Here is a 15,487-nt window from a genome sequence, read left to right on the forward strand (position 1 = left end):
ACCCCTATGAAGCGGATCTACTTAATATTCTTTCTACGAAGTTACCGTTTTCATCTGCGACCCTAGGTAAACCTCGCAATAGTGAGGTTAAGAGTTGGTTAGGAGAAGAATTCCGCATATCCTTCGCCCGAGCAAAGCCCCATTCCCGCGGAAATGCAATGCCTTTTACCCGCGAAATTAACGGCATAGAAAATCACTTCCTTTTCGGAGCGGTCTGCCGAGGGGCGCCGGGAGACCCAAATCCTCAGGCGGGAGCCGCAAAGAGATCGTGCGCGTCGCCATCCTCGACCACGGCGGAGACGATATCCCCGGCGGCCAGTGTGGCCGGCACATCGCGCAGAAAGACCGCACCGTCGATCTCCGGCGCATCGGCCTGGCTGCGGCCCGTGGCGCCGATATCGCCGTCCTCGTCCGGTTCGCCTACCTCGTCGATGATCACCGGAATGGTCTTGCCGATCCGCGCCTGCAGCTTGGCGGCGCTGATCCGCTCGGTCACTTCCATGATCCGGGCATAGCGTTCCTCCTTGACCGCTTCGGGCACAGGATCGGGCAGGGCGTTGGCCTGCGCGCCTTCCACCGGTTCGAAACGGAACGCGCCCACCCGGTCGAGCTGCGCTTCTTCCAGCCAGTCGAGCAGATATTTGAAATCGTCCTCGGTCTCGCCGGGAAAGCCGACCACGAAGCTCGAGCGGATCGCGATCTCGGGGCAGATTTCCCGCCAGCCCTTCAGCCGCTCGAGCACCTTGGCCTCGTTCGCCGGGCGTTTCATGGCGCGCAGCACCTTGGGGCTGGCGTGCTGGAAGGGGATGTCGAGATAGGGCGTCAGCAGCCCCTCGGCCATCAGCGGGATGACCGCATCGACATGGGGATAGGGATAGACATAATGCAGCCGCACCCAGGGCGGCACGCCGCCGCCGATGTCGAGCTGGCCCAGCTCGCGTGCGAGATCGGTCATGTGGGCGCGCACTTCGCGGCCCTTCCATTCGCGGCTCTCGTGGCGCGTATCGACGCCGTAAGCGCTGGTGTCCTGGCTGATAACCAGCAGTTCCTTCGTTCCCGCCGCGACCAGTTTCTCCGCCTCGCGCAGCACGGCATCGATCCGGCGGCTGGCCAGCTTCCCGCGCAGATCGGGAATGATGCAAAAGGCGCAGGAGTGATTGCAGCCTTCGGAAATCTTGAGATAGCTGTAGTGCCGCGGCGTCAGCTTCACATCGGGCTGCGGGATCAGATCGATGAACGGTCCCTGGCTCGGCGGCGCATGTTCATGCACGGCCTCCACCACGGCTTCGTACTGATGGGCTCCGGTCACGGCCAGCACGCTGGGATGCGCGGCGCGAATGGCCTCGGCCTCGTCGCCCATGCAGCCGGTCACGATCACCCGCCCGTTTTCTGCAATCGCCTCGCCGATCGCCTGCAGGCTCTCTTCCTTGGCGCTGTCGAGAAAGCCGCAAGTGTTCACCAGCACCACGTCGGCGCCGGCATAATCGGGGCTCATCGCATAGCCATCGGCGCGCAGCCGCGTGAGGATGCGTTCGCTATCGACCAGCGCCTTGGGGCAGCCGAGAGAAACCATGCCGACCTTCTTCTGGTCGGGGATCGAGGTGGTGGAGGTGTTCATAGCAATGTCCGTAAATTCGCGCGCGCCCCTACACGAAGCGAGGCCTGCGCGCTAGGAGGCACGGCATGGGACCCGTAAACTGGATCGCGGTTGTGGCCGCATGGTTCGTCGCCGCGCTGCTGGGCGTGGCTTTCTATGGCCGGGCATCGACGCCGCGCCCGCCCTATCTTCTGCATGCACTAGCCGCGCTGCTGATGTTCGCCAGCGCCGCCATGCTGGGCCATATGTTCGCACGGGTCGGCAGCGAGACGCTGGAAACCAAATGGTGGCTTTATTTCATGATGGCGGGCGGACTGGCGCTCACCTTCATCGGTCCGGCGATTGTCATCACCGCCGTGCGCCGCGCGGAGCCCATTCGCCGCGCGCTGTTCGATTGGGGTTTCTGGCTTGTCGCCTATCTGGCGATGGGCGGGGTATTCCTGCTGCTGGGCTGAACGATCAGGCGCCCTGGCGCAGTTCATCGTCGCGGCGATGGCCGTCGCCCTTGTTTTCGCCGTTGGGCGTGGCCACGATCTCCACGATGATGTCGCCTTTCTGCAGGTTCTGGCATTCGTCTTCCCAGAACCCGATCGCGCGGCCATCGCGATAGACGCGCAGCCCCCGGCCGCCGGTGCGCAATTCGCTGATCGCGCAGCCGCATTCTTCTTCCGTCACTTCGCGTTCGACCAGCTGGACGCGGCCCGAAACGCTGGCGAGATCGGCCAGATAATCGGCAATATGTTCGCCCTTGGCGCTTCCGGCAAGCAGCAGGCCGGTAAAGCGCACCGGGTTGATGACATTGTTGGCACCGGCCTGCCGGGCCAGCGATTCATTGTCGGCCGCACGCACCACCACGCTGATGGGTACGCGGGGCGCCAATGCACGTACGGTGAGCGTGATCAGAATGGTGGTATCGTCGCGGCCGGCGGAAATCAGCACGTTCTGCGCTTCGGAAATCCGCACCGCCTTCAGCGTTTCATCGCGCGTGGCATCGGCTGCCATAACGTTGCAGCCCAGCGATTCGGCCGCATGCAGCCGTTCTTCGCTGGGATCGATCACCACGATCGTACTGGGATCGGTGCCGCGCTCGATCAGCTCGGTCACCGATTCGGAGCCGGAGATGCCGTAGCCGAGCACGATGATGTGGTTTTTCAGTTGTTCCTGGATGCGGGCCATGCGGAATTTTTCCCAGCTACGCTTGATGAGGAAGTTGTAGGCGGTGCCCACGAAAATGAACAGGACGGCGAACCGGACCGGGGTCACGATCACCGCCTCGACCAGCCGGGCGCGATCGGAAATCGGCGCGATATCGCCAAAGCCCGTGGTGGTGATCGAGATCATGGTGAAATAGATCACGTCGAGGAAGCTCACCTCGCCGTCGAGATTGTCGACCAGCCCTTCGCGATCCCACCAGTGGATCATCACGACCACCATGATCAGGAACAGCGCAAGGCCGAGCCGGATACCCAGATCGCCCCATACGGGGATCTTGGTCGCGCGGCGCAGTGGCTGGAAGCGCGGCCCGCGATAGACCCGCGTCGTTCCCCCTCCCGGTGCGATCTGGTCGAGTTGCTTGCGCTCGCTCATGCGCAGCCTTGGTGCGCGAGGGCGCGGGTGCGGTCAAGCATTCTCAGGCCTCGTACCGCTCGCCCAGCGCCTTGAGCGAAGCGTGGTGGGTCAGATCCAGCTGCAGCGGGGTAACCGATACATAGCCATCGGCGATGGCTTCCAGATCGGTGCCGTGATCGGGCGTGTGCTCGATCGCCTGCAGGCCGAACCAGAAATAGCGGAAGCCGCGCGGATCGCGGCCTTCCACCACCGTGCCGCGCGAGTAGTCGTGAAAGCCCTGCGCCACCGCGCGGATACCCTTGATATCCTCGGGTGCGCGCGGCGGAAAGTTCACATTGACCAGCGTGCGAGCGGGCAGCGGCGTGTCGAGCAGGGGGGCAAGCACCTTGGCGCCCCAGGCCTCGGCAGCGGCAAAGGACATGTCGTGCCCCGCATCGTCGCGCCCGATCACCTGGCTCATCGCGATGGACCGGATACCGGCCAGTGCGCCTTCGATGGCCGCCGACACCGTGCCCGAATAGGTAATGTCGTCACCCAGATTGGCGCCGCGATTGACGCCCGAAAGGATCACGTCGGGTGCGCCGTCCATCACCTGCCTGAGGCCCATCGTCACCGAATCGGTGGGCGTCCCGGTGACGGAGAAACGCCGTTCGCCATGCTTGCGCAGCCGAACCGGCCGGGTGAGGGTGAGCGCATGGCCCATACCGGACTGTTCCTCGTCCGGCGCGCAGATCCAGATATCGTCCGAAAACTGGCGCGCGATGGCTTCGAGCACTTTAAGACCGGGGGCGTGGACGCCATCGTCGTTGGTGAGGAGGATTTTCATGCTGTTACCTCTCCGGAAATAATCTCGTAAACCGTTCGTGCTGAGCCTGTCGAAGCACTGCTTTTCTTTTTCAGCGCAAGGCCAGAAGTAAAGGACGGCCCTTCGACAAGCTCAGGTCGAACGGAATTTCACGCAGGGCTCAGTACCTCTACGCCGCCCATATAGGACGCGAGGCATTCGGGCACCGTCACGCTGCCATCCTCGTTCTGGTAATTCTCTATCACCGCGACCAGTGTCCGGCCCACGGCGAGGCCAGAGCCATTGAGCGTGTGGACGAAGCGGGTCTTCTTCTCGCCTTCCGGGCGATAGCGCGCATTCATGCGCCGGGCCTGGAATTCGCCGGTGTTCGAGCAGGAGGAAATCTCGCGATAGGCCCCCTGGCCGGGCAGCCAGACTTCCAGATCGTAGGTCTTGCGCGCGCCGAAACCCATATCGCCGACGCACAGCAGCATCTTGCGATAGGGCAGGTTCAGCGCCTGCAATATGCCTTCGGCGCATCCGGTCATGCGCTCATGCTCCGCCTCGCTGTCTTCGGGGCGGCAGACGCTGACCAGTTCGACCTTCTCGAACTGGTGCTGGCGGATGAACCCGCGCGTATCACGTCCGGCAGAGCCCGCCTCGCTGCGGAAACACAGCGTATGCGCGGTCATGCGGATCGGTTCGGCCAGATCGCCGAGAATGTCGCCTGCCACCGAATAGGTGAGGGGGACTTCGGAGGTGGGGACAAGCCAGCGGTCGTCGGTGGTGCGAAAACTGTCTTCGGCGAACTTGGGCAGCTTGTCCGTGCCATACATGGCATCGTCATTCACCAGTACTGGCGGGTTGCACTCGGTATAGCCGTTTTCGCGCGTTTGCCGGTCGAGCATGAATTGCGCCAGCGCGCGGTGCAAGCGGGCGATATCGCCGCGCAAGAAGGTGAAGCGCGCGCCGGAAATCTTCGCGCCGGTCTCGAACTCCATGCCCAGCGCCGGGCCGATATCGGCATGTTCTTTGGGCTCGAAAGCAAAGTCGCGTTTCTCGCCCCAGACCGCGATTTCGACATTGTCGTTCTCGTCGGCGCCATCGGGCACGTCATCCGCCGGCAGATTGGGCAGGCGGGCGAGGAGATCGTCGAGCTCTGCGCCGGCCTGCTGCTCGGCCTCTTCCCACTGCGGCATGCTTGCCTTGATCTCGGCTACTTCGGCCTTCAGTGCCTCTGCCTTGTCCTTGTCGCCCTGGCCCATGGCCTGACCGATCGCCTTGGACGCTTCGTTGCGGCGGCTTTGCGCTTCCTGAACCCGGGTCTGCGCCTCGCGCTTCTTGGCGTCGAGCGCTACGATGCGGCCCGCAACAGGGTCTGCGCCGCGCGGGATCATGGCGGCATCGAAGGCTTCGGGATTGGCTCGGATATAGGCGATGTCGTGCATGGGCGCGGCTATGCCGATTGTGCCCGCGTATTTCCAGTGGTGAAAGCTGCGGCACCTATCGCGAACCCGATCATTGTTGCCCTGACCCGGCGCAAGGCGGGGCCTTGCCGCCCCACGCCCGCGCAAAAGAGAATAAGAAAGCGAGTCAAACTTGCAGGACCAACCCCTCGTACCGCCGCGGCGCACCCGCTTCATCGACATTCTCGATGCAGGAGTGAGGGCCGGACGCAGGCTTGGCCTGGTCGATCCCGCCTGCTGGAACCGCGAGGCGCTGCTCGAGCAGGTGGCCGAGGAATACGGGCTCGACGATTTCGGCGATTACTGGTTCACCCGGCCGCTCGACATGCTGCTGGATTCCGCGCGGGCGGAGGCCGGGCTGAATGCGGCGGGGGAGCTTTCGGGGATGAAGACCATCCATCACCTCCTGCGTGACCGGCTCTATGCGCAGATGTGGTTCAAGCGGCACACCGAGATTCTCGCGCGGCCGATCCGCAATCCGGTGGTGATCGTCGGCCCGATGCGCTCGGGCACCACGCGGCTGCACCGCCTGCTGGCCTCGGACGACCGCTTTGCGCATCTACGCAGCTTCGAGACGATCAGTCCGGTCCCTCGGCCGGATTTCGAGGAGGTTCTGGCCGGACACCGGGAGGATTTTCGCCCCGTTCTGGCAAAACGGATCCTCAGGGGCGCACGGCTGGCCAATCCGCGCACGCTTTCGATCCATCCCACGGGGCCCTACGAACCCGAGGAAGAGCTCGGCCTGATAGCCGCCAGCTTCTACGGCATGAAGTTCGAGGCGCAGTGGCGGGTGCCGACCTTCGCCCGCTGGTGCGAGGGCGAAAGCGCGGTTCCGGCCTATCGTCACATGGCCAATTTGCTGCGCCTGATCGGCTGGTCGCAGCAGGAAAGCTCGCTGCGGCCCTGGGTGCTCAAGACCCCGCAGCATATGCTGGATCTCCCTGCTTTACTTGAGGTTTTTCCCGACGCGCGGCTCATCTTCACCCACCGCGATCCGCAGTCGATCGTCGGCAGCGCGGCCAGCCTCGCCTGGAACCAGACCATCATCTACGCCGATGATGTGAACCCCCAAACCATCGGCCGCGAATGGCTCCGCAAGACCGACCTCATGGTCTCGCGTATGAGCGAATTTAGAAAAGATCTCCCCGCCGCCCAGGCGATCGATATCCATTTCGACGAGATGGACAATGACTGGCGCAGCGCGATGGAACGCGTCTACCAATTCCTTGGCCTCGACATCGAACCGGCCCTGCAAGGAATGGCTGCCTATCTCGACCGAACCGCCGCCTCCAAACGAACCCCGCACTCTTACTCGCTGGCGGAATTTGGTCTTCGCTCCGACGAAGTGCAGGAGCGCTTTGGATTTTACAATAGGCCATCAGATGTCACGAACGTTAAGCCTGGCAATACAGGGTGGGCTAGCGACGTTCGTCAAAATTCGTGAATCTAAATTTTTATGTCGCGCTCACAGCAGACGCCCTCTAGACTGGTGATCAAATGTCCGAGGGAGGCTGTTATAATTGGAAAATGTTAGGGGGTATCGGGGAGGCAACTCGCTAAACGAAAGCGCGGTATTGGATAGGCAGCAACCCAGCTGATAGAGTGAATGTTGCTGCTATGCTTCGTCATGCAAGCTTGCCAACCATTCTGGCGATCGCAACTGGTGGGTACCTCGCGAAAAATCTTCAGGAAAATCAAGCCATTTTTGGCATCGAGACGGAGCGGCCATTTCTTGGTGGCTATAGTTTGCCCCATGGCTGACAGCTTACCCACGGAATGGAGGCGCTCTCGTCAGTTTAGCGAGCATACTTTAAAAACTCGATTGAAGGTTCAAATCGAAGAGAACTTGCAATTCTCCGTGCGGTCCGTCTAGGCGCTCTGCCATGACAACGCGGCAAGATAGATCAGGACATCGCGGTATCAAGGCTCGTAAAGGTATTGTTTTGGCTGGGGGAAGTGGCACGCGACTTTGGCCGCTGACCCGTGGAGCCTCTAAACAGCTGATGCCAGTTTATGATAAGCCGATGATATATTACCCCATCAGCACGCTGATGTTAGCTGGAATACGCGAAATTTTGATTATTACTACACCCTATGATGCTGACCAATTTCGCGCACTGCTTGGTGACGGAAGTAATTGGGGTATGCAATTCGAATATGCTGTACAGCCGGCTCCTGATGGTCTTGCACAGGCGTTTCAGATCGGTTCAACTTTTGTTCGGGGATCACCAAGCGCACTCGTGCTCGGTGACAATATCTTCTACGGCCATGGGTTGCCCAACCTGTTAGCTAGCGCAGATGCTCGCGATGATGGTGCCACGATCTTCGCTTATTGTGTTTCAAACCCTGAAGCCTATGGCATCGCAGAATTTGATGCGCATGGAGGCGTTGTTTCGCTCGAAGAAAAGCCGGTCCGTCCGAAGTCCAATTACGCTGTGACGGGCCTCTATTTCTACGACGACACGGTGGTGGAGAGGGTAAGGGACTTAAAGCCGAGCCAGCGTGGCGAATTAGAGATTACCGATCTTAATCAACATTATCTTAGTGACGGGAAACTGTCGGTCGAAATCATGGGTCGAGGTTTTGCTTGGCTTGATACCGGGACCCACGCTTCTTTGCTAGATGCCGGAACTTATGTGCGAATTACAGAAGAAAGGCAGGGGCTCAAAATTTCGTGTCCTGAAGAGATTGCTTGGCGGAATGGATTCATCGACAGCGAACAACTAGCTCGGGTGGCAGAACCGCTTAAGAAATCTGGATATGGCGACTACCTTCTGAGCCTGTTGAAATGAAGATTCTTCCAACATCGATTCCGGGGCCTTTATTGATCGAGCCGCGTGTTTTTGGCGACGATCGCGGCTTTTTTTTTGAGGCCTGGAGTGCCGCTGAATTTGCTGTGAGTGGACTTGATGTCTCCTTTGTCCAAGATAATCATTCGCGGAGCCAGAAAGGTGTATTGCGAGGCTTACATTTCCAAAACCCGAAATCGCAGGGAAAGCTCGTGCGTGTGGTTTCTGGAGCAGTATATGATGTTGCAGTCGATATCCGCCGCTCCAGCCCCTATTTCGGTAAGTGGATTGGAGTTGAGCTGAGCGCGGAAAACAAGCGTCTTCTATGGGTTCCAAAGGGCTTTGCGCACGGGTTTCTTACGCTCGAAGATCAGACAGATTTCCTATACAAATGCGATGCGGCATATTCTGCTGATAATGAGCACACCCTTGCGTGGGATGATCCCAGCATAGGAATTGATTGGCCGCTTCAGGGTGCACAACCACTTTTGTCAAATAAAGACAGGAGCGGCAAAACTTTGGCTGAAATTGAGGCATTCGCGTGAAAGCGTTGGTGACTGGGGCGAATGGGCAAGTCGGGCAGGCTCTGCAAGCTACTGCACCCTTCGGGTGGACCGTTGTAGCATTCGACCGATCGACCATGGACCTTACTGATCCTCAAGCAATTCGTAACGCCATTTTGAGCGAGGTGCCAGATGTCGTTTTTAATGCTGGTGCCTATACTGCCGTAGACAAGGCCGAAAAAGATCAGGAATTGGCTCGGAAAGTTAATGGCGACGCCCCAGGAGTGATCAGCGAAACGCTTTCACAGGCAGGCGGAAGGCTCGTCCAAATTTCCACGGATTTCGTATTCGATGGTTCGCGTGGGACACCGTACTTGGTCGATACCAAACCCAATCCGTTATCGATTTATGGCGCGACAAAATTGTTGGGTGAAAAGCAAGCTGGTGATGATGCGATCATTTGCAGGACCAGTTGGGTATATGGGGCATCAGGGCAGAATTTTGTCCGTACGATGCTGCGCCTCTTTAGAGAGCGCGAGAGCGTTTCAGTGGTATCGGATCAGGTAGGCGTGCCAACTTGGTCACGTGGGCTGGCCAAAACTCTTTGGGCGCTAGCATTGGAGGATCGTCCCGGGTTATTCCATTACCAAGACGCGGGCGTCGCCAGTTGGTATGATTTTGCGTTCGCTGTCCAAGAAGAGGCGTTAAAACTTGGTCTATTGAGCGAGGCTATTTCAATCTACCCGATAACAACGTCTCAATTTCCCACTTTAGCTACACGTCCTCCATTCTCAGTGCTTGATACCACCGAAACGCAGGCTTTAACCGGACAGTCTCCAACCCACTGGCGTGAAAATCTGCGCAAGATGCTTAAGGAAGAAAAAGGACTTGGCTAATCTACTTGTAACTGGTGGCGCTGGCTTTATTGGTGGCAATTTCGTGCATTTCTGGTGCAGAAGGCACCCGGAAGATACAGTGCATGTAATAGATAGCCTCACTTATGCGGGTAATCGTTCGACGATCGCTGACCTGCCGGACTGTCAGTTCCATCAGGGTGATATCCGCGATAATGCGTTGATGGAGCAACTGCTTCGTGATCTGGATATCGATACTGTAGTCAATTTCGCTGCAGAAAGTCATGTTGATCGCAGTATTTCTGGCCCCGATGCGTTCATTGACACCAATATCCTTGGCACCCATTCATTGCTTAAAGCTGCCCGAAAAGTGTGGCTAGAGGAGGGTGTCGGAAAGGCGCATCGATTCCACCACGTCTCGACCGACGAGGTCTACGGGTCACTTAAATTGGACGATCCAGCTTTTAGAGAGACAACTCAATATCGGCCTAATTCGCCGTATTCTGCGAGTAAGGCGGCGTCTGATCATCTTGTCCGAGCTTATCACCATACGTACGGGTTAGAGGTCACCACGACCAACTGTTCGAACAATTATGGGCCCTACCAATACCCGGAAAAGCTGATCCCGCTGTTCATTATCAATGCTTTACATGGGCGCGGGCTGCCAATTTATGGCGACGGCCGGAATATTCGGGACTGGCTCCATGTAGAAGACCACTGCCGAGGCATCGAGGCGGCCATTCTGGCGGGCGTTTCTGGCGAGGTTTATAATATTGGTGGTGGACAGGAATTGCCGAACATCGAAGTCGTCGATCGAATATGTGCTGGCGTAGATGAAATTTTCGAAGAAAATGAGAAGCTTGCTGAGCGTTTTCCCAATGCTCCTCCTGCGATGAACCAACCCACTTCGAGCCTAAAAACTTTCGTTGAAGATAGGAAGGGTCACGATCATCGCTATGCCATCGATGAGACTAAGGCGCGAGATGAACTGGGCTACACCCCAAGTCGTACATTTTCCGAAGGATTTTCAGCAACGTTACGATGGTATCTGAGCAATGAAGGCTGGTGGCGACCGTTGATAAAGATCTAAGGGTTCGGCTATCGGTCGTTGTATGAGGCCGACTTGCGGATGTGCTGCAACATCAGAGGTTGCTCAAAAAGGCCAATCAACCTTTACTTGCTCTTTATCGTCCGCGCTTTCCTGCGCTACGTGCCCACCTTGCCAAATGGCAGGCTAGCACCTTGAGTTTGCATGTAAGGAAGGACTTCGGTTTGCAGATTATGGCATGCTTCGAACGGGATTAATTGACGTGCGGATCGATCACGATAACGAATTGGTTAGCAAGAGCGCTGTGGAAGATCCCACTGCCATTGATGAAAGCTTGCAAGCTCAACTCAGTAAAAGACCCCTTCATTACAAATTACGGGTGCAGCTGCCAATCATACTATTTGCTGCCTTTATTGTCCAATTTCTTACCACATTGGGAATTTCGCGCGAACTGCTACCTTCCAAATTATTTCTGAATAGTGTTCTTGTTGCTTTTGGGGCAAATTTCATAGCTTTGCTGAATTTTCGCAGCATGCGGCTGTTTCCAGGCACCCGTAAGTTTGCCTTCATTATTCCCGCATTTGTCCCAAGCTGGACAATCGCGATCATTTTATTGTTGTGGCTCCGGGTGCCCTACAGCGTCCCTGTTCTCATGATGGGAGGTCTAGCGGCAATCGTATCCGGATGGTTGCTCACATCGTTGACCCGCAAACCCCGCGCTACGCCCTTCCTTGTCGTCCCCAGCAAGCGGGTTCTTGCGCTTATGAGCGAACTGCCGAAAATGAATTTCAAAGTTTGCAGAGAGCCCGCTGAATTAATCGGGCCAAAGTCCATAATCGCGGACCTCCGCGCGGACCTAAACTCCGATTGGGAAAAGGCAATAGCGGATGCCGTGCTTGCAGGTGCTTCGGTTTACCATGTTACTTTCGCCCGCGAATCTCTCACGGGTAGGGTGAGAGTGGACCACATCTCAGAAAACAGTTTTGGAATGCTTGGGACGCCATCACTTTATTTCGCAATCAAATCTATGGTGGATAGAATTGCTGGGTTGGTTGGTTTGATCTTAACCGCGCCCATTCTTATCTTTGCCATCATGGTTATTCGGCTCGAAAGTCGTGGTGGAGCGATCTTCAAGCAAGAGAGAGTGGGCTATCTCGGCCGACCCTTCACGATCTATAAATTAAGAACGATGAAAACGGCGGATGGTCCTGAAACTCGAGAGTCCGCAATGACGCAGGCAGGCGATAGCCGCATTACTCGGGTTGGCCGCTTTCTCAGAGCTACACGCATTGATGAGCTGCCCCAATTTCTTAATATGGTACGTGGTGAATTGAGCCTCATTGGTCCTAGACCAGAGGCTGCGATTTTATCTCATTGGTACAAGGAGAATATCGAGTTTTACGCCTACCGGCACGTGGTGAGGCCAGGGATCACCGGTTGGGCTCAAGTACATCAAGGTCATGTGGCCGATACTGCATCGGTGGCGCGGAAGCTGGAGTATGATTTCTACTATATTAAGAATTTCTCACTGTGGCTCGACTTCGTTGTTCTGCTCAAAACTGCCCATGTTGTATTTAGCTCTCACGGCGCCAAATAAAGCACTAATTTTAGAGGAACTGCAACTGATGAAAGCGTCCTTCCACCTCTAGCCCCGTAGAAAAGACACGGCCAACCAAGGTAATGTATACCCATTCGCACTGAGCTTGGGAGATATTCAATTGCCCCTCCTTCCTAACTAAGGAGGTCGTCGCGATAAGCTTTTCGGATTTCGCGCATGCTAACGAAAGTGAAAAATTCCGCAAATCATGGCTAGGTTGAAGCTCATGGCTGTACTTCAATGACCGCGCACCGCGGGGAAGCTTAAGCAACTTTGCCGCTAATATCCCGCCTTGGCCTGGCTGAACTTTAATCCTGAGATAATCCCGCTCGGGATTAGGTCGAGCGAATATCTGCCGCTTGTCTGCAAAAACCCAATCGAAAATCGGATCCTCGTTAATCCAAGCGAGGGTGGGATTTTCATCGACGCCCATTCGCTTTATATTCACGTCGCGGATCGACAAAGCTTCGTCCCACATACCCTTCGCTATGAGCTTAGCAATAAGTTGGTTTTGGGACGCATCACTTAGCGGATAATCAGGGCCTAATGAAAGCCGGAGCACCGCTAAGTTGTGCAACCCAGCCTCGCTTCCCGAGGAGGCGCTGAAAAACGCATTCCGCCATTCGGGTCTCGTCGACAATACCTTTTCGAAGGCGGGAAGAGCCTCGTCCTGCTCAACATAGGCCATGAGGGGGGCCATCAATTGCTTTGAATATCCAGGATAGAGGCGTAGCATTCGATCGAGAGCCAGAATGCCACCTGGCATATTCTCAGTTTCCACGCTGTTTTGTAATGCTGCGAAACTGAGAAAACGCCCGCGGCGCGATAACTCAAGAAGTGAAGAGATTACTTCATTACGCGCTCTAGAAGTGGGTTGCGAAAGAGCTAGAATAGCAGCAGCTTCCGTAGCGAGAGGGTCCCTTAACCGCGCTTGTTTAGCGAACTCTACTGACGCTCGATTAGGTATGACCGCGCCCTGATCATTGATTTCCGCAGAGGTTCTCACAAGTTTTTCCAATGGAGAGCCGGCGAACGGAGAAAGCGTCGCGGCCACGAAGGGCTGCTGATAAGCAATTACATTAGATAGAGCCTGCGAACACGCACCTGCTGCTAAAATGGTGCAAATGATCGACGTGCCTATGCGAGAGGCACGCCTCATTGGCCTTCCTCGTCGCGGTAACTATAAATGTACTCGTAACCGTATCCATAGCTCTCGTTACGGGAATCCACTTGGGTCAGAATCCCACCCAAAATATTAGCATCTGATTCTCTCAGTCGACTCAGAGCCCGCCCTATTGCTCTATAAGAACCTGCGTTTGCTTGAAGAATGTAGACGATGCCATCCACGTGAGAGCCAATTTCCAAAGCATCAGCCAGTCCGATGACCGGAGGTCCGTCAATTATAATTCTATCGTACTCCCGCTCTAACTGATTGATTAGCTTACCTAGCTTGGGACCATTCAATAGTACCACAGGTGAAATATCTGTCGCGCCAGTTGCTAAATAATCAAAGCCGAGGCTGTGGGTCGTGAGTGCTGCGCTCTCATCAGAGTTGCCCAAGTAGGCTGCTACGCCATTCCGTGCTGTTGGGCGATCTGCAATAAGCTTCGAAAGTCCACGGCGACGCAGATCCATATCGATAAGTGCTACCCTTTCCCCGACATCAACAAAGCTTTTAGCTATGGCGAAGGTACTTGAGGTCTTACCTTCCCCGGGATGCGTACTCGTAAACATTAGAGATTTCAGTCCTTGCTCGCGGGCGAGAAATTGAAGGGAAGTACGGGTGGAAGCGTAAGCTTCGGAAAGGATGGAATGCCGCTCCTCTAAGCTAGTTTGAACCGGCTGATCGGAGAGTGGAATAATGCCAAATAAACGAAGTCCAAAGCGGCGTTTTACATCTTCCGGATCTCGAATAGTCTGATCTAAGAGATCTAAAATATAAACAATCGCTACAGAAACTAGGATCGCAATGCCAATTGCAATTAAGAGATTCCAAAGCAGTGATGGAAAATATGGGCTACCAGCAGGCCGCGCCGCTTCAACGACGCTCATATTATTCGTACCACTGGTTACGGTGCCCAGCTGTTTGTAACGTTGAAGTAATCCATCATAGATCTCGCGATTGGTCCGGACCTCCCTTTCCAAAATGCCATATTCGACACCGCTGTTTTGTTGACCAAGATACCTTGCCTTAACTTCTTCATAGCCTCGGCGTAGCTCCTGTTCTTCGCGCAAAGCGCTGCGGTAGGCTGCTTCACGAGTTCGCCCTGAGTTCCCGATAACATCGCGCCTTGCCTTACGGAGGCTCTCGATTTCTGCGCGTTTAGCTTCAACAAGGGGGTGCTGGGGGCCGTGGGTTGTACGCAACTGAGCAAGTTGCGCTTCTGCTTGCGCCAGTTCAGGGCTGTTTGCGGAGACCTCACTACCCTCGACAGGAAGACCAGTGCGCATAGCGCTTTCAGCCGAAATGCGCCGGATAGTAGCTTGAGCAAGCGCGTCACTAATGGACGTTAGTTGCGAAGAAAGAAGGGTTCCTCTTGTAGTATCGCCATTTGAACTGGAGGATTCGGTGACGATTATTTCGTTCGAATTTGCGTAAGAATTTAGTCGCGCCTCTGAATTTTCGAGTTTCACGCGCATTTCTTGCAATTGATTTTCTAATTGTCGGCGAGCGAGGATAGTATCGCCAAATCGCTTTTGAAAATTAGCCTGGAGGAATTCGGTCGCCCAAGAATTTGCGATTTCGGCCGAGAGACGTGCATCGGGGCTGCTATATATTATATCAACAAGATTCGATCCCGCTACGGGCAGGACCTGAACGTTGGCCAGAAGAATAGCTGCAGCCAAGTCGTCTGAAATTTGGTTAGAATCAATAGCGTATGCGTTTAAAAAAGCAGGGTTCTGCCCGAGGTCGAGAGCCTCGACGACATTTAGCGCGGAGGCTCTCGAGTTCAGCAGTTCGTATTGTGTGTTGTAATACTGTAAATCACGAGCCTCTACTCCAGGTAGAGCTTCTCCTTCCACGACAGCCCCAGTGGCTATATCTGCGCGGCTGATTTCGATCTGAGCTGTTGATCGATAAAGGGGCGTCTGCAGCGTTGTTATAGCAATCGCTGCAAGAATGGCAGAGATTAAGATGCCGATGATTAGAAAGCGTTTTTCGATGGCGCGTCGCCAAAGGCGAGCAAGATCCACTGCCATTTGACCGTCATCCTGAGCAGTCGGTAAGACATTAGTGGTGGCCGCCGGAAGCGAAGTAGGTAAAGATGAATTGTTCATG

General features: G+C 55.9%; 13 protein-coding genes. 7 read left to right on the plus strand and 6 right to left on the minus strand.

Annotated features, from left to right (window positions below; all coding sequences use genetic code 11):
- Positions 1-244: 244 nt before the first annotated feature.
- Positions 245-1,618: a 30S ribosomal protein S12 methylthiotransferase RimO gene (rimO, locus tag K3175_RS07265; RefSeq protein ID WP_221542702.1), complete on the minus strand. Its 1,374-nt coding sequence runs from the start codon at positions 1,616-1,618 to the stop codon at positions 245-247.
- 65 nt (positions 1,619-1,683) lie between these two features.
- Here rimO and K3175_RS07270 point away from each other — a divergent pair, with 65 nt between their 5' ends.
- A complete protein-coding gene (locus K3175_RS07270; protein ID WP_221542703.1) occupies positions 1,684-2,052 on the plus strand; it encodes a DUF1761 domain-containing protein in 369 nt (122 codons plus the stop codon).
- A 4-nt stretch (positions 2,053-2,056) separates the two neighbouring features.
- Here K3175_RS07270 and K3175_RS07275 read toward each other — a convergent pair whose 3' ends face one another.
- The 3 genes from K3175_RS07275 to serS all read right to left on the minus strand — a co-directional run bounded on the left by K3175_RS07275 (position 2,057) and on the right by serS (position 5,398).
- A complete protein-coding gene (locus K3175_RS07275) occupies positions 2,057-3,184 on the minus strand; it encodes a potassium channel family protein (RefSeq protein ID WP_221542704.1) in 1,128 nt (375 codons plus the stop codon).
- Between the two features lie 43 nt (positions 3,185-3,227).
- Entirely contained in the window at positions 3,228-3,992 is a 765-nt protein-coding gene (surE, locus tag K3175_RS07280; RefSeq protein ID WP_221542705.1) for a 5'/3'-nucleotidase SurE, read from the minus strand.
- A gap of 128 nt (positions 3,993-4,120) precedes the next feature.
- Complete coding sequence (gene serS, locus K3175_RS07285) at positions 4,121-5,398, minus strand: serine--tRNA ligase (RefSeq protein ID WP_221542706.1); 1,278 nt, start codon at positions 5,396-5,398, stop codon at positions 4,121-4,123.
- A 151-nt stretch (positions 5,399-5,549) separates the two neighbouring features.
- On the opposite strand from serS, the gene K3175_RS07290 reads away from it, so the two are divergent.
- From K3175_RS07290 to K3175_RS14345, 6 genes are all read left to right on the plus strand, one after another.
- Complete coding sequence (locus K3175_RS07290; RefSeq protein ID WP_247710777.1) at positions 5,550-6,860, plus strand: sulfotransferase family protein; 1,311 nt, start codon at positions 5,550-5,552, stop codon at positions 6,858-6,860.
- Positions 6,861-7,299: 439 nt separating this feature from the next.
- Positions 7,300-8,208, plus strand: coding sequence for a glucose-1-phosphate thymidylyltransferase RfbA (rfbA, locus tag K3175_RS07295; protein WP_221542707.1), 909 nt, complete (start codon positions 7,300-7,302; stop codon positions 8,206-8,208).
- A complete protein-coding gene (gene rfbC, locus K3175_RS07300) occupies positions 8,205-8,750 on the plus strand; it encodes a dTDP-4-dehydrorhamnose 3,5-epimerase (RefSeq protein WP_221542708.1) in 546 nt (181 codons plus the stop codon). Before rfbA ends, rfbC begins: the two co-directional genes overlap by 4 nt.
- Positions 8,751-8,758: 8 nt before the next feature.
- Entirely contained in the window at positions 8,759-9,604 is an 846-nt protein-coding gene (gene rfbD, locus K3175_RS07305; RefSeq protein WP_345719350.1) for a dTDP-4-dehydrorhamnose reductase, read from the plus strand.
- Entirely contained in the window at positions 9,597-10,652 is a 1,056-nt protein-coding gene (rfbB, locus tag K3175_RS07310; protein WP_221542710.1) for a dTDP-glucose 4,6-dehydratase, read from the plus strand. Before rfbD ends, rfbB begins: the two co-directional genes overlap by 8 nt.
- Before the next feature lie 220 nt (positions 10,653-10,872).
- On the plus strand, positions 10,873-12,207 hold the full coding sequence (locus K3175_RS14345; protein WP_221542711.1) for a sugar transferase: 1,335 nt from the start codon (positions 10,873-10,875) through the stop codon (positions 12,205-12,207).
- A 10-nt stretch (positions 12,208-12,217) separates the two neighbouring features.
- On the opposite strand, the gene K3175_RS07320 is transcribed toward K3175_RS14345, so the two are convergent.
- Both K3175_RS07320 and K3175_RS07325 read right to left on the minus strand, forming a co-directional pair.
- The gene (locus tag K3175_RS07320; RefSeq protein ID WP_221542712.1) at positions 12,218-13,366 is read right to left on the minus strand and encodes a hypothetical protein; all 1,149 of its coding nucleotides are present in this window, start codon (positions 13,364-13,366) and stop codon (positions 12,218-12,220) included.
- Positions 13,363-15,486 carry a GumC family protein gene (locus K3175_RS07325; protein WP_221542713.1) on the minus strand — a complete coding sequence of 708 codons (2,124 nt, stop codon included), beginning with the start codon at positions 15,484-15,486 and terminating at the stop codon, positions 13,363-13,365. The genes K3175_RS07320 and K3175_RS07325 overlap by 4 nt, the downstream gene beginning before the upstream one ends.
- Between the last annotated feature and the right edge of the window lies 1 nt (position 15,487).

The organism is Qipengyuania aestuarii (assembly GCF_019711535.1).
GTDB classification, from domain to species: Bacteria; Pseudomonadota; Alphaproteobacteria; order Sphingomonadales; family Sphingomonadaceae; genus Qipengyuania; species Qipengyuania aestuarii.

What these genes read in the sequence shown, in the direction of transcription:
- rfbA (WP_221542707.1), top strand. Translation starts at nt 7,300, where the DNA reads ATGACAACGCGGCAAGATAGATCAGGACATCGCGGTATCAAGGCTCGT.
- surE (WP_221542705.1), bottom strand. Translation starts at nt 3,992, where the DNA reads ATGAAAATCCTCCTCACCAACGACGATGGCGTCCACGCCCCCGGTCTT.
- rfbC (WP_221542708.1), top strand. Translation starts at nt 8,205, where the DNA reads ATGAAGATTCTTCCAACATCGATTCCGGGGCCTTTATTGATCGAGCCG.
- K3175_RS07275 (WP_221542704.1), bottom strand. Translation starts at nt 3,184, where the DNA reads ATGAGCGAGCGCAAGCAACTCGACCAGATCGCACCGGGAGGGGGAACG.
- K3175_RS07325 (WP_221542713.1), bottom strand. Translation starts at nt 15,486, where the DNA reads ATGAACAATTCATCTTTACCTACTTCGCTTCCGGCGGCCACCACTAAT.
- K3175_RS07270 (WP_221542703.1), top strand. Translation starts at nt 1,684, where the DNA reads ATGGGACCCGTAAACTGGATCGCGGTTGTGGCCGCATGGTTCGTCGCC.
- rimO (WP_221542702.1), bottom strand. Translation starts at nt 1,618, where the DNA reads ATGAACACCTCCACCACCTCGATCCCCGACCAGAAGAAGGTCGGCATG.
- K3175_RS07320 (WP_221542712.1), bottom strand. Translation starts at nt 13,366, where the DNA reads ATGAGGCGTGCCTCTCGCATAGGCACGTCGATCATTTGCACCATTTTA.
- serS (WP_221542706.1), bottom strand. Translation starts at nt 5,398, where the DNA reads ATGCACGACATCGCCTATATCCGAGCCAATCCCGAAGCCTTCGATGCC.